Origin of the sequence: Amycolatopsis sp. 2-15 (assembly GCF_030285625.1) — a bacterium.
In the GTDB taxonomy this organism is placed as follows: Bacteria; Actinomycetota; Actinomycetes; order Mycobacteriales; family Pseudonocardiaceae; genus Amycolatopsis; species Amycolatopsis carbonis.
This window is the reverse complement of sequence record NZ_CP127294.1, coordinates 4,621,557-4,638,220: the sequence shown is the minus strand read 5'-3', so window position 1 is coordinate 4,638,220 and position 16,664 is coordinate 4,621,557. Positions and strand designations below refer to the sequence as shown.

The 16,664-nt window shown below is 70.0% G+C and carries 18 protein-coding genes; 10 read left to right on the top strand and 8 right to left on the bottom strand.

Features of this window, described 5'->3' with window-relative positions; all coding sequences use genetic code 11:
- Positions 1–43: 43 nt before the first annotated feature.
- Positions 44–1,090 (bottom strand): HAMP domain-containing sensor histidine kinase, encoded by a 1,047-nt coding sequence (locus QRX50_RS22945; RefSeq protein WP_285973958.1) that lies wholly within the window; start codon positions 1,088–1,090, stop codon positions 44–46.
- Positions 1,087–1,782, bottom strand: coding sequence for a response regulator transcription factor (locus QRX50_RS22940; protein ID WP_285973957.1), 696 nt, complete (start codon positions 1,780–1,782; stop codon positions 1,087–1,089). The genes QRX50_RS22945 and QRX50_RS22940 overlap by 4 nt, the downstream gene beginning before the upstream one ends.
- A gap of 230 nt (positions 1,783–2,012) precedes the next feature.
- Here QRX50_RS22940 and QRX50_RS22935 point away from each other — a divergent pair, with 230 nt between their 5' ends.
- Genes QRX50_RS22935 through QRX50_RS22915 form a run of 5 tightly spaced genes read left to right on the top strand, consistent with a single transcriptional unit; the run spans position 2,013 to position 7,317 of the window.
- On the top strand, positions 2,013–3,554 hold the full coding sequence (locus QRX50_RS22935) for an NCS1 family nucleobase:cation symporter-1 (protein ID WP_285973956.1): 1,542 nt from the start codon (positions 2,013–2,015) through the stop codon (positions 3,552–3,554).
- A complete protein-coding gene (locus QRX50_RS22930) occupies positions 3,505–4,347 on the top strand; it encodes a nitrilase-related carbon-nitrogen hydrolase (RefSeq protein WP_285973955.1) in 843 nt (280 codons plus the stop codon). The genes QRX50_RS22935 and QRX50_RS22930 overlap by 50 nt, the downstream gene beginning before the upstream one ends.
- Complete coding sequence (gene hydA, locus QRX50_RS22925; RefSeq protein WP_285973954.1) at positions 4,347–5,729, top strand: dihydropyrimidinase; 1,383 nt, start codon at positions 4,347–4,349, stop codon at positions 5,727–5,729. The genes QRX50_RS22930 and hydA overlap by 1 nt, the downstream gene beginning before the upstream one ends.
- A gap of 7 nt (positions 5,730–5,736) precedes the next feature.
- A complete protein-coding gene (locus QRX50_RS22920) occupies positions 5,737–6,735 on the top strand; it encodes a TIGR03842 family LLM class F420-dependent oxidoreductase (RefSeq protein WP_285973953.1) in 999 nt (332 codons plus the stop codon).
- 39 nt (positions 6,736–6,774) lie between these two features.
- Positions 6,775–7,317 carry a pyridoxamine 5'-phosphate oxidase family protein gene (locus tag QRX50_RS22915; protein WP_285973952.1) on the top strand — a complete coding sequence of 181 codons (543 nt, stop codon included), beginning with the start codon at positions 6,775–6,777 and terminating at the stop codon, positions 7,315–7,317.
- Positions 7,318–7,577: 260 nt separating this feature from the next.
- Here QRX50_RS22915 and QRX50_RS22910 read toward each other — a convergent pair whose 3' ends face one another.
- The 4 genes from QRX50_RS22910 to QRX50_RS22895 all read right to left on the bottom strand — a co-directional run bounded on the left by QRX50_RS22910 (position 7,578) and on the right by QRX50_RS22895 (position 10,625).
- On the bottom strand, positions 7,578–8,798 hold the full coding sequence (locus QRX50_RS22910) for a serine hydrolase domain-containing protein (protein ID WP_285973951.1): 1,221 nt from the start codon (positions 8,796–8,798) through the stop codon (positions 7,578–7,580).
- A gap of 10 nt (positions 8,799–8,808) precedes the next feature.
- Entirely contained in the window at positions 8,809–9,624 is an 816-nt protein-coding gene (locus QRX50_RS22905) for a siderophore-interacting protein (protein WP_285973950.1), read from the bottom strand.
- 94 nt (positions 9,625–9,718) lie between these two features.
- On the bottom strand, positions 9,719–10,177 hold the full coding sequence (locus QRX50_RS22900; protein ID WP_285973949.1) for an amidohydrolase family protein: 459 nt from the start codon (positions 10,175–10,177) through the stop codon (positions 9,719–9,721).
- 40 nt (positions 10,178–10,217) lie between these two features.
- Positions 10,218–10,625 (bottom strand): SgcJ/EcaC family oxidoreductase, encoded by a 408-nt coding sequence (locus QRX50_RS22895; RefSeq protein ID WP_285973948.1) that lies wholly within the window; start codon positions 10,623–10,625, stop codon positions 10,218–10,220.
- A 96-nt stretch (positions 10,626–10,721) separates the two neighbouring features.
- On the opposite strand from QRX50_RS22895, the gene QRX50_RS22890 reads away from it, so the two are divergent.
- Entirely contained in the window at positions 10,722–11,429 is a 708-nt protein-coding gene (locus tag QRX50_RS22890; RefSeq protein WP_285973947.1) for a TetR/AcrR family transcriptional regulator, read from the top strand.
- Here QRX50_RS22890 and QRX50_RS22885 read toward each other — a convergent pair.
- Both QRX50_RS22885 and hemW read right to left on the bottom strand, forming a co-directional pair.
- Positions 11,419–12,339, bottom strand: coding sequence for an NADP-dependent oxidoreductase (locus QRX50_RS22885; protein WP_285973946.1), 921 nt, complete (start codon positions 12,337–12,339; stop codon positions 11,419–11,421). The genes QRX50_RS22890 and QRX50_RS22885 overlap by 11 nt on opposite strands.
- 72 nt (positions 12,340–12,411) lie before the next feature.
- Complete coding sequence (gene hemW / locus QRX50_RS22880; RefSeq protein ID WP_285973945.1) at positions 12,412–13,620, bottom strand: radical SAM family heme chaperone HemW; 1,209 nt, start codon at positions 13,618–13,620, stop codon at positions 12,412–12,414.
- Between hemW and QRX50_RS49650 the strand changes: the two genes are divergently transcribed.
- From QRX50_RS49650 to QRX50_RS22865, 4 genes are all read left to right on the top strand, one after another.
- Positions 13,528–13,977 carry a putative leader peptide gene (locus QRX50_RS49650; protein WP_353074133.1) on the top strand — a complete coding sequence of 150 codons (450 nt, stop codon included), beginning with the start codon at positions 13,528–13,530 and terminating at the stop codon, positions 13,975–13,977. The genes hemW and QRX50_RS49650 overlap by 93 nt on opposite strands.
- 141 nt (positions 13,978–14,118) lie before the next feature.
- Positions 14,119–15,810, top strand: coding sequence for a nitrite/sulfite reductase (locus QRX50_RS22875; protein ID WP_285973944.1), 1,692 nt, complete (start codon positions 14,119–14,121; stop codon positions 15,808–15,810).
- The gene (locus tag QRX50_RS22870) at positions 15,807–15,965 is read left to right on the top strand and encodes an eL43 family ribosomal protein (protein WP_285973943.1); all 159 of its coding nucleotides are present in this window, start codon (positions 15,807–15,809) and stop codon (positions 15,963–15,965) included. Before QRX50_RS22875 ends, QRX50_RS22870 begins: the two co-directional genes overlap by 4 nt.
- Positions 15,962–16,657: a phosphoadenylyl-sulfate reductase gene (locus QRX50_RS22865; protein ID WP_285973942.1), complete on the top strand. Its 696-nt coding sequence runs from the start codon at positions 15,962–15,964 to the stop codon at positions 16,655–16,657. The genes QRX50_RS22870 and QRX50_RS22865 overlap by 4 nt, the downstream gene beginning before the upstream one ends.
- The last annotated feature ends 7 nt before the right edge of the window (positions 16,658–16,664 follow it).

Below are 16,664 nucleotides of genomic sequence, written 5' to 3'. Positions count from 1 at the left end.
AATCTTCGAGCAAAGCAGCTCCCGATGGGAAGCGCCAGGAAGATCAGGCCGGCAACGTCACGCGGATCCGGCACCCCGGCGCCGCGCCGGGCCCGGCGCCGGCCGCGGGTTCGACCACGGCGATGGTCCCGCCGTGCAGCTCCACGACCCAGCGCGCGATGGCCAGGCCGAGGCCAGTCCCGCCGCCACCGGCGCGTTCACCGCGCGTGAAGCGCTCGAAGACGCGGTCGCGGTCGGCGGCGGGGATGCCGGGGCCTTCGTCGCGGACCTCGATTCGGGTCTCCCCCGCGGTCACGACCGCGCGGACCTCCACCGAACCACCGGCTGGACCGTGGCGAGCCGCGTTCTCCAGCAGGTTCACCACGACCTGGTACAGCCGCTCCCGATCCGCCCGCACGCACGCACCCGGGGGCGACACCGACACGTCGAAGCGCACGCCGCGCCCCGCCGCCGCGGCCATGGCCTCCGCCTCGGCGGCGACCTCGGCCAGCAGCTCCTCCAGGTCCACGCGCGAAAGGTCCAGCGACAGCGTGCCGGCGTCGATGCGCGAGAGGTCCAGCAGCTCGGTGACGAGCCGGCCCAGCCGTTCGCTCTGGTGCAGGGCGGTGCGCAGCGTCGCGGCGTCGGGCGACGAAACGCCGTCGACCAGGTTCTCCAGCACGCCGCTCAGCGCGGTGATGGGCGTGCGCAGCTCGTGCGACACGTTCGCGATCAGCTCGCGCCGCTGCTGGTCGGCGGTCGCGAGGTCGGCGGCCATCTGGTTGAACGCCTGGGCGAGCTCACCGACCTCGTCGCGCGCCGTCGCGCGGATGCGGCGCGTGTAGTCGCCCTTCGCCATCGCGCGCGCCGCCGCCGTCATCTCGCGCAGCGGGCGCGTCATGCCGTGGGCCAGGATCTGCGACGTGACCAGGGCGATGAGCATGGCCGTGATCGTGGTCGCGGGCGGCAGCCAGCCGATGCGGGACCAGAAGAAGAGGAACGCGATCGCGCCCGCGGCCAGCATGAGGATCGCCAGCTTGAGTTTGATCGACCGGATCGGGTCGAGTGGCCGCGGCAGGAAGTCGACGGCCCTCGACAGCAGCGCCTTCACGCCGGCACCTCCAACGCATACCCCACCCCGTGCACGGTGCGGATGAGATCCGCGCCGAGCTTGCGCCGCAATGCCTTGATGTGGCTGTCAACCGCGCGGGTGCCGGCGCCGCCTGTCGGCACGTCCCAGTCCCACACCTCGCTGAGCAGCCGTTCGCGCGGCTGGACCGCTCGCGGCCGGCGCGCGAAGTGCACCAGCAGGTCGAACTCGATGGGCGTGAGCTGCGCGGGCACACCGCCGCGGGCCACCCGGCGCTGGTCGATGTCGATCTCCAGGTCGCCCAGCACGATCCGCTCCGGGGCCGTGACCTGCGCCGACCGTTCGACCCGTCGGAGCAGGGCGCTCACCCGGGCGCTGAGCACGCGCATCGAAAACGGCTTGGTCAGGTAGTCGTCGGCACCCACGCCGAGGCCCACGAGCAGGTCGGTCTCGTCGGCGCGGGCGGTGAGCATGAGCACCGGCACCGGCCGCCGCGCCTGGATCCGGCGGCACACCTCGAGCCCGTCGAACCCCGGCAGCATCACGTCGAGCACCACGAGGTCCGGGCCGAACTCGGCTTCGCCCGCCACCGCGGCCGGACCGTCGTGGGCCACGTCCACGGTGAACCCCTCGGCCCGCAGCCGCGCCGCGATCGACGCGGCGATCGTGAGGTCGTCCTCGACGACCAGCACCCGCCGTCCCCCTCTGTCCATGCCGCTGACTCTAGGGAACCGGCGTGGAGACCATCCGGGTGAGCTGTGGAGATCTTGTGGAGAACTGCCGCCGTGTTTCGTTCACTTTGCGCAGAAGATACCGGCAGATTGTGACGCACGTCATGCACCGCCGGGCGGCCAAGCGCAATCGACAGTCTGCGCCGAGCGCACGCGAAGAGTGAACAGTCTGCCTCTGCCACCCGCCCTCGACCGGCGCGCAGGATTCCGCAATGGAGCCGACGACACGCGAACACGCCGACGGCCGCGTGGAACTCGCCGATGTGCGGTCCCTCGCGGGCAGCCGGTTCTTCAACGAGGAACTGGCCCCCGTCCCAGTCGCCAAACGCACCTGGACGACGTACAACTACTTCGCGCTCTGGATGGGGATGGCGCACAACATCCCCAGCTACGCCCTGGCCGCGTCGCTCATCGCGCTCGGCATGAACTGGGTCCAGGCGCTCATCACGATCACCATCGGCAACATCGTCGTGCTCGCGCCGATGCTGCTCAACAGCCACGCCGGCACGAAGTACGGCATCCCGTTCCCGGTGTTCGCCCGTGCGTTCTACGGCCTGCGCGGTGCCAACCTGGCCGCGCTGCTGCGCGCGTTCATCGCGTGCGGCTGGTTCGGCATCCAGACGTGGGTGGGCGGCGAGGCGATCTACGTGATCGTCGGGCGCCTCGCCGGCTCCGGCTGGCGCGATTCCACTGTGATCCTCGGGCAGCACTGGACACTGTGGCTGAGTTTCGCCGTGTTCTGGATCGTGCAGATGCTGATCATCTGGCGCGGCATGGAGGCGGTGCGCAAGTTCGAGAACTGGACGGCGCCGCTCGTGTCGGTCGGGTTCCTCATCATGCTCGGCTACGTGCTCGTCAAGGCCGGTGGCCTCGGCCCGATCCTCGAAGACGGCGGCAAGCTCGGCTGGGGCCCGGACTTCTGGAAGGTGTTCGCGCCGTCGCTGATGGCGATGATCGCGTTCTGGTCCACGCTCTCGCTGAACATGCCGGACTTCACGCGCTTCGGCGGCAGCCAGCGCAAGCAGGTGCGCGGGCAGATCCTCGGCCTGCCGACCACGATGACTTTCATCGCGATCGTCGCGATCCTCACGACGTCGGGCGGGCACGTGCTCTACGGCGAGGACATCTGGGACCCCGCGCAGCTCGCGGACCGCTTCTCCAGCCCGGTCGTGGTGGTCGTGGCGCTGGCCGCGCTGGTATTCGCCACGATCTCGGCGAACCTGGCGGCCAACGTCGTGAGCCCGTCCTACGACTTCTCCAACGCCTTCCCGAAGCGCATCACCTTCGCGATCGGCGGCCTGATCACGGGCATCCTCGGCATCGCGATCCAGCCGTGGCGGCTCTACTCCGACCCGAGCATCTACATCTTCGCGTGGCTCGGGTTCTACGGTGGCCTGCTCGGCGCCGTCGCCGGCGTGCTGGTGGCCGGCTACTGGGTGGTGAACCGGACGCGGCTTCGCTTGCGCGACCTCTACACACCCGATGGGGTGTACTGGTTCCGCGGGGGCTGGAACTGGCGCGCCCTCGTCGCGACGCTGGTGGGGGCGGTGCTCGCCGTCGGCGGAGCCTACGGCGGCCCCTTCCCCGCGGACGGTCTCATCCCGTTCCTCAAACCGCTCTACGACTACAACTGGGTGATCGGCTTCGCCGGCGCGTTCGTCGTGTACTGGCTGCTCGCCCTGCCCGTGAAGAAGGAGGAGACAAGTGAGCGACCTGGTTCGAGCCGGATTGATCCAGCAGCGGTGGACGGGTGACAAGGACTCGATGATCGCGAACGCCGTCGACGCCATCGGCAAGGCGGCCTCGCAGGGAACTCAGGTCGTCTGCCTGCAGGAGCTGTTCTACGGCCCGTACTTCTGCCAGATCCAGGACGCCGACTACTACTCCTACACCGAGGGCATCCCCGACGGCCCGACCACGAAGCTCATGCAGGAAGTGGCCGAGCGCCACGGCGTGGTGCTGGTGGTGCCGATGTACGAGCAGGAGCAGCCGGGCGTCTACTACAACACCGCGGCGGTGATCGACGCCGATGGCAAGTACCTGGGCAAGCACCGCAAGAACCACATCCCGCAGGTGAAGGGGTTCTGGGAGAAGTTCTACTTCCGGCCCGGCAACCTCGGTTACCCGGTGTTCGACACGGCGGTGGGCCGCATCGGCGTGTACATCTGCTACGAGCGCCACTTCCCCGAGGGCTGGCGCGCGCTGGGCCTGGCGGGGGCGAAGATCGTGTTCAACCCGTCGGCGACGAGCCGCGGCCTGTCGGAGTACCTGTGGCGCCTGGAGCAGCCGGCGGCCGCAGTGGCGAACGAGTACTACGTGGGCACGATCAACCGGGTCGGCGTGGAACCCTTGGGTGACAACGACTTCTACGGCCAGTCGTACTTCGCGGACCCGCGCGGGCAGCTGGTGGGCGAAGCCGCTTCGGACACCGAGGAGGAGATCGTGGTGCGCGACCTCGACATGGGCCGGCTCGCCGAGGTGCGTGACCTGTGGGCGTTCTACCGCGACCGCCGCCCGGACAGTTACGGACCCCTGACGGAGGCCTGATGACCACGCTGATCAAGGGAGGTCAGGTCGTCTCGCCGTCGGGCGCCGTGCTCGCCGACGTGCTGGTGGACGGCGAGCGCATCGCCGCCGTCGCCGCGCCCGGCGTGCTCAGTGCCGACGAGACGATCGACGCCACCGGCAAGTACGTGCTGCCGGGCGGGATCGACGCGCACACGCACATGGAGATGCCGTTCGGCGGTACCCATTCGGTCGACACGTTCGAGACCGGCACCACCGCGGCGGCGTGGGGCGGGACGACTACGATCATCGACTTCGCCGTGCAGGCCAAAGGCACGTCGTTGCAGTCCACGCTGGACAAGTGGCACTCGAAGGCCGACGGCAACTGCGCGATCGACTACGGGTTCCACATGATCATGTCGGACGTCAACGACTCCACGCTCAAGGAAATGCGGTCCTGTGTGGACGCGGGCGTCGGTTCGTTCAAGATGTTCATGGCCTACCCGGGTGTGTTCTATTCGACCGACGGCGAGATCCTGCTGGCGATGCAGCAGGCGCGTGAGATCGGCACGACGATCATGATGCACGCGGAGAACGGCATCGCGATCGACCAGCTGGCCGCGCAGGCCGTCGCGGCGGGCCGGGTGGACCCGGTGCAGCACGGCCTCACGCGGCCACCCGAGCTGGAGGGCGAGGCGACGTCGCGGGCCATCGCGCTCGCGGCCGTGACGGGCTCGCCGCTCTACATCGTGCACCTCTCGGCGGCGCAAGCGCTTGCGGCCGTGGCGGAGGCGCGCGAGGCCGGGCAGAACGTGTTCGCCGAGACGTGCCCGCAGTACCTGTACCTGTCCATCGAGGACCTGGCGCGGCCGGGCTTCGAGGGCGCGAAGTTCGTGGCGTCGCCGCCGTTGCGGGAGAAGTCGCACCAGGCCGACCTCTGGCGGGGGCTGCGGACCAACGACCTGTCGGTGGTGTCGACGGACCACTGCCCGTTCTGTTTCAAGGACCAGAAGGAGCTGGGCCGCGACGACTTCCGCGCGATCCCCAACGGGATCCCGGGCGTCGAGCACCGGATGGACCTGCTGCACCAGGGCGTGGTCGCGGGCGAGATCACGCTGGGCCGCTGGGTCGAGACGTGCTCGGCGACACCGGCGCGAATGTTCGGGCTGTATCCGCGCAAGGGCGTGATCGCGGCCGGTTCGGACGCGGACATCGTGATCTACGATCCCGCGGCGAAGCAGACGTTGTCGGCTTCGACGCATCACATGAACGTGGATTACTCGGCGTACGAGGGCTTTTCGTTGACCGGGAAAGTCCACACTGTCCTGTCGAGGGGCCGGGTCGTGGTGTCGCCTGCGGGGTTCAGTGGTTCCGTCGGCCACGGGAAGTTCCTGTCTCGCGGGTTGAACCAGTACCTGAATTGAGGGGCAGATGGATTTCGGGATAGTGCTGCAGACAGACCCACCGGCGTCGAACGTCGTGCGGCTGATGAAGGCCGCCGAGGACCAGGGGTTCCGGTACGGCTGGACGTTCGACTCGGCCGTGCTGTGGCAGGAACCGTTCGTGATCTACTCGCGGATCCTGGCGGAGACGTCTTCGCTGGTGGTGGGGCCGATGGTCACCTCGCCGGCGACACGTGACTGGTCGGTGATGGCGTCGACCTTCGCCACGCTCAACGACATGCACGGCAACCGCACGGTGTGCGGCATCGGCCGCGGCGACTCGGCGCACCGGGTCGTCGGGAAGCCACCGTCCACTTTGGCCACGCTGCGCGACTGCATGCGGGTGGTGCGTGACCTCGCCGAGGGGCGCGAGGTCACGATGAACGACACCGCCGTGCGCATCCCGTGGGTCCGCAACGGGCGGCTGGAGATGTGGATGGCCGGCTACGGGCCGAAGGCCCTGAAGACCGTGGGCGAGCACGCCGACGGCTTCATCCTGCAGTGCGCCGACCCGGCCATCGCGCGCTGGACGATCGGCGCGGTGCGCGAGGCCGCGCGCGCCGCCGGGCGCGACCCGGGTGGCATCACGATCTGCGTGGCCGCGCCCGCGTACGTCGGCGAAGACCTCGCCCACCAGCGCGAACAGCTGCGCTGGTTCGGCGGCATGGTCGGCAACCACGTCGCGGACCTCGTCGCGCGCTACGGCGATTCCGGCCCGGTGCCCCACGAGCTCACCGACTACATCCGCGCCCGCACCGGCTACGACTACAACCACCACGGCCGCGCCGGCAACCCGTCCACCGACTTCGTGCCGGACGAGATCGTCGACCGGTTCTGCCTGCTCGGGCCCGCCCCCGCGCACATCGCACGCCTGCAGGAACTCGCGGAACTGGGCGTGAACCAGTTCGCCCTGTACCTGATGCACGACGAACGCGAGGAGACGTTGGCCGCGTACGGGAGTCAGGTCGTCGGGAAGCTCTCCGCTTAGGGATTGTCGATTCCCGGTATCGCCGTCCGACGCGTAGGCATGACTGAACTCATCCGAACCCGCAACCTGGACATCTACGGCCACGCCGAACTCCCCTGGAGCCGTCCCCTCGAGCTGCTCAGGTCCGACACCCCCACCGCCGACCTGGCTTTCTTTCTCACCACCGTCCGCCCTGACGGCCGCCCCCACACGGCCGGCGTGGGCGCTGTCTGGGACTCCGGCACGCTCTACTTCGTGAGCGGCCCGGGCACCCTCAAGTCCCGCTTGCTGGCCGGCAACCCGTGGTGCAGCTTCGGCGTCCGCCTCACCGGTGTCGACCTCACCTTGGAAGGGTGGGCATCCCGCGTCACGGGCCCGGACACCCTCGAACGTCTCGCCGCCGTCTACCGCTCCGTCGGCTGGCCCGCCACCGTCAGCGAGTCGGCTTTCACGGCTCCTTACAGCGCCCCCAGCGCCGGCACTCCCCCGTGGCACCTGTACCGGCTCACCCTGCGGCGCGCTGTGGGGGTCGCCTCGGCAGAGCCTCACGGAGCGAGTGAGTGGACGTTCGCAGGGCCGGAAGCCGCCGGCCCAGGAGCGTGACCAAGACGGCGAACACAGCGGCCACCACAACGACGAGCACGACGTTGCGCAACGCCGTATCCTTCGGACCGAAGACGAGCCACGCCGCGATGGTCGCCCAGGGCGACACGTAGTGGAACCCGTTCCCCGCGACCAGGGCGGCGCCCGCCTGGCCTCGCATCCGGCACCACCGATCCCCCGCCCCGGGAAAGCCTGTGCCGGCAGCTAACCAGGCAAACCCGGGACGGCAGGGGTGGTTTCACTCCCTCAGGCAATCGACCTCAGTCGACGATCGCCTGATACACCAGTTGCCGCAACTGCTGCCGGATCGGATGTGTGCTCGACGGAAGCAGCTGCGTGTAGAACGCCACCGTCAGATCCTCCACCGGGTCCACCCAGAACGCCGTCGACGCGGCGCCGCCCCAGGCATATTCGCCGGGGCTGGAGAGGGTTTTGGCTTTGACCGGGTCTTCCAGCACGGAGAAGCCCAGACCGAAGCCGAAGCCGTCGAAGGGCATCTCCGCGAACAGCGGCCGCCCGAACGCTTCCAGGTCCACGTGGCCCGGCAGGTGGTTGCTCGCCATGAGGTCGACCGTGCGCGGGCCGAGGATCCGGGCGTCGTCCAGTGCGCCGCCGCGCAGGAGCATCTGCGTGAAGCGGTGGTAGTCGGCCGCGGTGGATACGAGGCCGCCGCCGCCCGAGAACGAGTCCGGCCGCGAAACGCCGATGGAGCCGAAAGCCTCGTTGCGGGTGGGCAGCTTGGTCCGCGGGTGAGCGACGTACAGCGCCGCCAGGCGGTCCGTGTCCTTCGTGAAGAAGCCCGTGTCCGTCATGCCCAGTGGCCCGAAGATCCGCTCCGCGAAGACCTCGTCCAGGGGCTTGCCCGCGAGAACCTCCACGAGACGGCCGAGGACGTCGGTGGACACGGAGTAGTTCCATTCGCTGCCCGGCTGGAAGACGAGGGGGAGCTCGGCCAGCGCGCGGGTGCAGGCGGCGAGGTCCAGACCCGGCGGGGTGCCCCATTCGAAGCCCGCGGCGCGGTAGATCGTGTCGATGGGGTGCGTGTGGTGGAAGCCGTAGGTGAGACCGCTGGTGTGGGTGAGCAGGTGCCACAGGCGGATGGGCTCGGTCGCGGGCACCGTCATCGGGCTCAGTGCCGAGCCCTTCACGTACACCTGCGGCGCCGCGAACTCCGGGAGCCAGCGGGAGATCGGGTCGGTGAGGTCGATCAGGCCCTCTTCGACGAAGGTCATCGCCGCCACCGAGGTGATCGGCTTGGTCATCGAGAAGATGCGCCAGATGGTGTCGGGCTCCACGGGGGCGCCCGATTCGACGTCCCGCTTGCCGTGGGAAGCGACGTGGACGATGCGCCCGTGCCTGCTCACCACCGCGAGGTAACCGGGCAGCCGCCCGTCGTCCACATAGGCGTCGAAGTGCCGGTCGATCCGTTTCAGACGGTCAGCGTCGAACCCCGCCGAAGACGGGTCGGTCTCCACGTTCATGCCGGCGACATTACGCCCTTTCGCGCGCCCGCTCGGCCGCCTTCTCCTCGCGCCACGCCTCGTCGTTCTTGCCCTCGCGCCAGTAGCCGGAGATCGACACCGACTCCTTCGCCACGCCGCGCTCGGCGAACAGGTAACGCCGCAGCTCGCGCACGAAGCCGGCCTCGCCGTGGACGAACGCGTGCACGTCCTCACCCGGCCACGGCAGCGCCTTCACGGCGGCCGCGAGGTCGGCGCCGGAGGATCGGTGCAGCCACGTGATCTGCGCGTCGGCCTTCGTCACCAGCGGCTGCTCCTCCGAGGCGTCGGACACGAGCAGGAACACGTGCGCCCGCGCGCCGGCCGGCATGACCTCCAGCGACGCGGCGATGGCCGGCAACGCGGCTTCGTCGCCCACGAGCAGGTGCCAGCCCGCGTCGGCGCGCGGCGCGTACACACCACCGGGGCCCGAGAGCAGCAGCTCGTCGCCCGGCTGCGCCCGCATCGCCCACGGACCGGCCAGCCCCTCGTCGCCGTGCACCACGAAGTCGAGCACGAGCTCGCCGGCCGCTTCGTCGTAGGAACGCACGGTGTACGAACGCATCCGCGGGCACTGCTCGCGCGGGAACTCCGCGCGGATGCGCTGCAGGTCGAAGGGCTCCGGGTACTCGACGCCCGGCACCTTGAAGATCACCTTCACGTACGCGTCGGTGAACGCGTTGGGCTGGAAATCGCGCAGGCCTTCGCCCCCGGCCACGATCCGGATCATGTGCGGGGTCAGGTTCTCCTTGCGCAGAACCGACAAGCGCACTCCCGGGTTCCCCTTGCGCGCCGGAGCTTCGACCATCGGACACCACCCATTCACTAAGGCTTACCTAATCCGGCTTCCACCGTACGCGCCCCTCCCCCGTCCCGCCTAGCGGCATCGGTCACGCGGCGGCTCAGAGAACGGCAAGCCCCTCGACCACGACCGCGCCTTCGTGCAGGATCGTCCAGTCCCGGCCGCGGTCCATCTCCACCGCGCTCGGCGGCGTCTCCCCGTCCACCAGGACGAGGTCCGCCCGGTCGCCGGCGGCCAGCTCCGGGCGGTCCGGCACCCCGGCCAGGCGCGGCACGTCGTGGCTCATGATCGAGGCCCCGCCCATCGTCACCGCGGCCAAGGCCAGCTCGATGTGCTCGTCCCGGCGGAACCCGCGTGTGAACGCCAGCTGCCAGGTCCGGTCCAGCAGGTCGCAGTTGCCGTACGGGCTCCAATAGTCGCGCTGCCCGTCCTCCCCCAAGCCGATCCGCACGCCGGCGGAAACGAGGTCCAGCAAGGAAAGCTGCCCGGCGGAAGACGGCGCCACCGTGGTCATCGCGACGTCCAGCTCGGCGAAGTCGTCGATCACCCGGCGGCTCACCGACTCGGAGACCGTAGCGCGGCGGTCCGGCAAAACCGCGTCACGCCGCCGCGCGCGGATCGCTCACCCGGGTGTTCTGGAACGCCGTGATCAACCAGCCCGTTTCCGAGCGGACCAGCACGAACGTCACCGTGCTCTCCCGCCCCTGGGCCACGGCGTCGCCCCCGTCGAGCGCGGAACCGCCGCCGGACACGACGATGGCGACGTCCTCGCGCGGGAACCGCACCGACGCGTCGCCGGGTCCCCCGATCTTCGATCCGCGCAGCGGCCCCCCGAACAACGCGCGGTGCGAGCTCTCGATCAGCTCCCGGCCGGGCAGCTGCATCCCGAAGAACGTCACGTAGTCGGCGTCCTCGGTGAACAAGCTCGCGTACGCGGCCGCGTCGCCGCTGTTCCACGCGTCGGCGAGACGGCCGAGCACGGCGAGGACTTCTTCTCGATCGGTCATGGTGAGCTCCTTGTCGAACGGCGTTCGCTCTAACGAACACCGTTCTATCGACGAACGGCGTTCGAGTCAAGGCCCGATTCGTCTAGGCTGCTGTCCATGACCGTCCCGCCCCCGCCGTGGCGCCGTAGCCCGAGCCCCCGCCGGCGCGCCGAAAAGCCGTTGCTGTCACGGGATCTGGTGGTGAAGACGGCGCTGGACCTGCTCGCCGCCGAGGGCTTCGAGGCCGTGTCGATGCGAAGGATCGCTCAGCAGCTGGAGACCGGGCCCGCGTCGCTCTACGCGCACGTGGCCAACAAGGAGGAGCTCGACGAGCTCATGCTCGACGCGGTCCTGGGCGACGTGCCGGTGCCGCAGCCGGATCCCGCAAACTGGGCCGAGCAGGTGAAAGAGCAGGTGCGGCACCAGGTCCGCGCGATGGTCGCCTATCCCGGCATCGCGAAGGTCGCGTGGAACACGCCCGTGCCCGTCACGCCCAACTCGCTGCGCCAGGGCGAGGCGATGCTCGCGATCCTGCGCGCCGGGGGCCTGGATCTGAAGCAGGCGGTGTTCGCGGGCGACGCGTTGAGCTTGTACGCCAAGGCGTATGCCTACGAAGCGAGCAGCTGGACGTTCGGCGACTACGACGAGGCGGAAGTCGCCGAACGCGGCCGTCAGATGGCCGACTACATGCGGTCCCTGCCGGCCGGTGCGTTCCCGAACCTGTTGTTGTCCGGGCAGTTCTTCACCGGCGAGACGAGCAAGGACCGCTTCGAGTTCGCCCTCGCGATGTTCGTGGGCGGACTGCAGAGCCTCGTCAGGGCTTGAGCACGATCTTGCCGCGCGTGTGGCGCTGCTCCAGCTCACGGTAGGCGTCCTGCACCCGCGCCAGCGGATAGGTGGCCGCGACGGGCACCTCCAGCAGGCCCTTGTCCACGAGCGCGGCGAGGTCGCGCATGACTTCCGCGGTCGCGGCGGCCATGTTCCCGTCGGTCTTCACGTTGTACTTCTGGGCGGCGGCGAAGTCGATCACGGTGTCGATCCGTCCTGTGTAGACACCCAGGCGCAGCGCGAGCTCGACGTACCCGTCGCCGTAGGTGTCGATGAACGCGTCGACCTTGCCGCCGGTGATCTCGCGGATGCGCTCTTCGAGGCCCTCGCCGTAGGCCACCGGGAGCACGTCCTGCTCCTTCAGCCACGCGTGGTTGGCCTCGCTCGCGATCCCGACCACGGTCGCGCCGGTGAGCTTCGCCAGCTGCACGACCAGGGAGCCGACACCGCCCGCCGCGCCGGACACCACGAGGGTGTCGTCCTCGCGCAGGCCGGTCGCGCGCACGGCGGCGTACGCGGTGGTGCCGGCGACGAACAGCCCGCCCGCCGCTTCCCACGACACGCCGCTGGGCTTCGGGGTCAGGTTCTCGGCGTTCACCAGCACGAACTCGGCCTGGCTGGACCGCGTGTGCACGAAACCGATGACCTCGTCGCCGACCTGGATCTCCTCCACGTCGGCACTCAGCTCGGCGACCACGCCGGCGAGGTCACTGCCCTGCCCGGACGGGAACGTCGAAGGGAACTGCCGCGCGAACACGCCTTCGCGGATGGCGGCTTCACCGGGGTTGATCCCGGCGGCTCTGACCTCCACGAGCACCTGACCGGGGCCGGGCACCGGACGAACGACCTCTTCCACTCTCAGGACGTCGATCCCGCCGTGTTCGCTGTACCTGACCGCCTGCGGCATGCGCGACTCCCTCGCTCGTCGATACTTCGACCAACGAACCATCCGCCGGGTTTATGCCCGCTGAGCGAAAATTCAGCCGGCCAGGCGACGAACCACACCGTCGGCGAGCAGCCGCCCGCGGTCCGTCAGCACGGCACGGCCGCGACTGTCCAGAACGGACGGTTCCAGGAGACCTTCCGCCGCCGCGGCGCGAGCTTCTTCGATGCCGGCGGCGTCGAGTGCGTCGAGCGCGAGTCCTTCCGCGACACGGAGTTCGAGCATGATGCGTTCGAGGTGCCGGTCCTCTTCGGTGAGCAGCTCACGGCCGGCTTCGGGACTGTTGCCCTCCGCCAGCAGCGACGCGTACTTGGCCGGGTGCTTGACGTTCCACCAGCGCACACCGCCCACGTGGCTGTGCGCGCCGGGACCCGCGCCCCACCAGTCGCCGCCCTGCCAGTAGCCGAGGTTGTGCCGGCAGCGGGCCGCGTCGTCCGTGGCCCAGTTGGACACCTCGTACCAGCGCAGGCCGGCGGCCGAGAGCACGGAGTCGATCATCTCGTAGTCGGTGGCCAGCACGTCGTCGTCGGGCGCGGGCAGCTCGCCGCGGCGCACGCGGCGGGCGAGCGCGGTGCCCTCCTCGACGATCAGCGCGTACGCCGACACGTGGTCCACGCCCGCGGACAGCACGGCGTCGAGCGAGGCCCGCAGGTCCTCCGGGCGCTCGCCGGGCGTGCCGTAGATGACGTCGAGGTTCACGTGCTCGAACCCGGCGGCCCGGGCCTCGCGCGCGGCGTCCACGGGCCGGCCGGGCGTGTGCACGCGGTCGAGCACCTGCAGCACGTGCCGCGCGGCCGACTGCATCCCCAGCGACACTCGCGTGTACCCGGCCGCCCGGATGCGTTCGAAGAACTCCGGCGAGGTCGACTCGGGATTGGACTCGGTCGTGACCTCGGCACCGGGCGCCAGCCCGAACGCGCCGCGCACGACCTCGAGCACCTCCGCCAGCCCGTCCGCGCCCAGCAACGACGGCGTGCCCCCGCCCACGAACACCGTGTCCGCCGCCGGCGGCTCCCCCAGCACCCGCGCGGCCAGCTCCAGCTCGCTGCGCAGCCCGTCGAGCCACGACTTCGGCGACGCCGCCGACCCCAGCTCACCGGCGGTGTAGGTGTTGAAATCGCAGTACCCGCAGCGCGTCGCGCAGAACGGCACGTGCACGTAGACCCCGAACGGCCGCCGCCCCAGCCCCTCCAGGGCGCTTTCGGGCAATCCGGTCTCGGCAGGCAGCTCGGCTACGTCAGGCACGACGTCCATTGTCCCTCGCACCGCACCGGTGCTCCCCGCACCCTGCTCCACCCGGGCGGAAGTTCGGCCGCCGAACGAACCACACCGTCGCCCGAACCGGCCCTGACCGCATCCCAACAGCTGCCCGAAACATCCGCCCCGCGCCGCAAAACCGCAGGCAGCGAGCACCGCTCACCCACAGCGGCGGTCCACACGCAAGCCCCGCGCCCGGGCCCTCCCACCATCCGGACGCGTTTGAACCACGTTCTGAACGCGTGGTTATCTGGGCCGGTGAGTCCTGCCGGTGTCCTTCTCGTGGCGCGCCGCCACGTCGACCTTCTGCGGGTCGCGAGCGCGCTCTGCCGACCTGCCCGCTGACTCCCGACGCCCGACCCAGCCCACCACGCTCAGCCCACCGAAGCTGGACCGCAGGCGCCGGACCCGCCGCGATCCCCCGTTGCCCGCCATAAAGCGGCACGACTTCAGCGGCGTCCGGAGCCACGAACCGGAGGACTCCTCATGGCCTCACCCACGCGCGAAACCCCCGCGAAGAGCCGTCCGCGGCAGAAGCGCGGCGAGGGACAGTGGGCGCTCGGCTACCGAGAGCCGCTGAACCCCAACGAGCGGTCGAAGAAAGACGACAACCCGCTCAACGCCCGCGCGCGCATCGAGAACATCTACGCCCGCGGCGGCTTCGACTCGATCGACCCCGGTGACCTGCGCGGCCGGTTCCGCTGGTTCGGCCTCTACACCCAGCGCAAGGAAGGCATCGACGGCGGCCGCACGGCCACGCTCGAGCCCGAAGAGCTGGACGCCCGCTACTTCATGATGCGTGTGCGCCTCGACGGCGGCATGCTCACCACGCAGCAGCTCGCCGTACTGGCGGAGATCTCGCAGACACACGCGCGCGGCACGGCCGACATCACCGACCGGCAGAACATCCAGTACCACTGGATCCGGATCGAGGACGTGCCTACGATCTGGCAGAAGCTCGAGAACGCGGGCATGACCACCATGGAGGCGTGCGGCGACAGCCCCCGCGTGATCCTCGGCTCGCCCGTCGCCGGGATCGCGGCCGACGAGATCATCGACGGCACGCCCGCCATCGAGGAGATCAAGCGCCGCTACATCGGCGACCCGCAGTACGCGAACCTGCCGCGCAAGTTCAAGACGGCGGTGTCGGGCCAGGCGGACGTGGCGCACGAGATCCACGATGTCGCGTTCGTCGGCGTGAACCACCCCGAGCACGGCCCGGGCTTCGACGTCTGGGTCGGCGGCGGCCTCTCGACCAACCCGATGATCGGCCAGCGCCTCGGCGCCTGGGTGCCGCGCGACGAGGTGCCGGACGTGTGGGAAGGCGTGATCAGCGTCTTCCGCGACTACGGCTACCGCCGCCTGCGCTCGCGCGCCCGCATCAAGTTCCTGGTCAAGGACTGGGGCGCCGCCAAGTTCCGCGAGGTGCTGGAGGAGAAGTACCTCAAGCGCCCGCTGCTCGACGGCCCCGCGCCCGAAGTGCCGCCCGCCCCGATCGACCACGTGGGCGTGCACCGGCAGGTCGACGGCAAGTTCTACGTCGGCGCGGCGCCCGTTGCCGGCCGCGTGAACGGCGAGACGCTGCTGGCCGTGGCCAAGGCCGCCGAACGCGCGGGCTCGGCGCGCGTGCGCCTGACGCCGCAGCAGAAGCTCGTGGTCCTCGACGTGCCCGAGTCCGAGGTGCCGGGCCTGGAGACCGAGCTCGCCGAGCTGGGCCTGCACACCAAGCCCTCGCCGTGGCGGCGCAGCGTGATGGCGTGCACCGGGCTGGAGTTCTGCAAGCTCGCGATCGTCGAGACCAAGGCCCGCGCGCTGGCGCTGGTGACCGACCTCGAGAAGCGCCTCGCCGACGTCCAGGGCGACCTGGAGAACCCCGTCAGCGTGCACCTCAACGGCTGCCCCAACTCCTGCGCCCGCATCCAGACCGCCGACATCGGGCTGAAAGGCCAGATCGTCACCGACGCCGACGGCCGCCAGGTCGAGGGTTTCCAGGTGCACCTCGGCGGCGGGCTCGGCCTCGACGCCGGGTTCGGCCGCAAGCTGCGCGGGCACAAGGTCGTCGCCGACGAGCTGGTGGACTACGTCGAGCGCGTGGTCCGCGCCTACCTCGACGGCCGCGAGCCCGGCGAGCGGTTCGCGCAGTGGGCCGGGCGGGCCGACGAAAGCCTGCTGCAGTGACCTCTACGGAACGGGCGGTGCCCTACTATTGCCCGTTCTGCGGTGACGAGGACCTGCGCCCCGCCGAGGACGGCGGCTGGCTCTGCGGTGCCTGCCGGCGCGGGTTCTCGGTGAAGTTCCACGGACTGTTCCTACCGGAGGAGACGCTCGGATGACGGCCACAGCTGACTACCGGACCCTGGCCGAACGCGCGGAGAAAGAGCTGGCCCAGGCCACGGCGGAGGAAGCCCTGCGCTGGACGGTGGAGCAGTTCGGCGACGACTTCATCGTCGCGTCGAACATGCAGGACGCCGTGCTCATCGACCTGGCCACCCAGGTCAAGTCCGATGTGGACGTTTTGTTCCTCGAGACCGGTTACCACTTCCCGGAAACGATCGGCACGCGCGACGCCGTGCAGACCGTGTACCCCGACGTGACGATCGTCAACGCGCAGGCCGAGCAGAGCGTGGCCGAGCAGGACACCGAGTACGGCAAGGACCTGTTCGCCCGGGACCCCAACCAGTGTTGTTTCCTGCGCAAGGTCGTGCCGCTGCGCGACACGCTGGCGAAGTACTCGGCGTGGGTCACCGGCGTGCGCCGCGTGGACGCACCGACGCGCGCGAACACCCCGATCGTCACCTGGGACGAGCGCAACGGCCTGGTGAAGGTCAACCCGCTCGCCGCGTGGACCGACGACGAGTTCAACGGCTATATCCGCGACCACGGCGTGCTCGAGAACCCGTTGGTGTCGGTGGGTTATCCGTCCATCGGCTGCGCGCCGTGCACGGCGAAGGTCGAGGCCGGGCAGAACCCGCGCAGCGGCCGCTGGGCCGGCCAGTCGAAGACCGAGTGCGGACTGCACGGCTGAGGAAGGG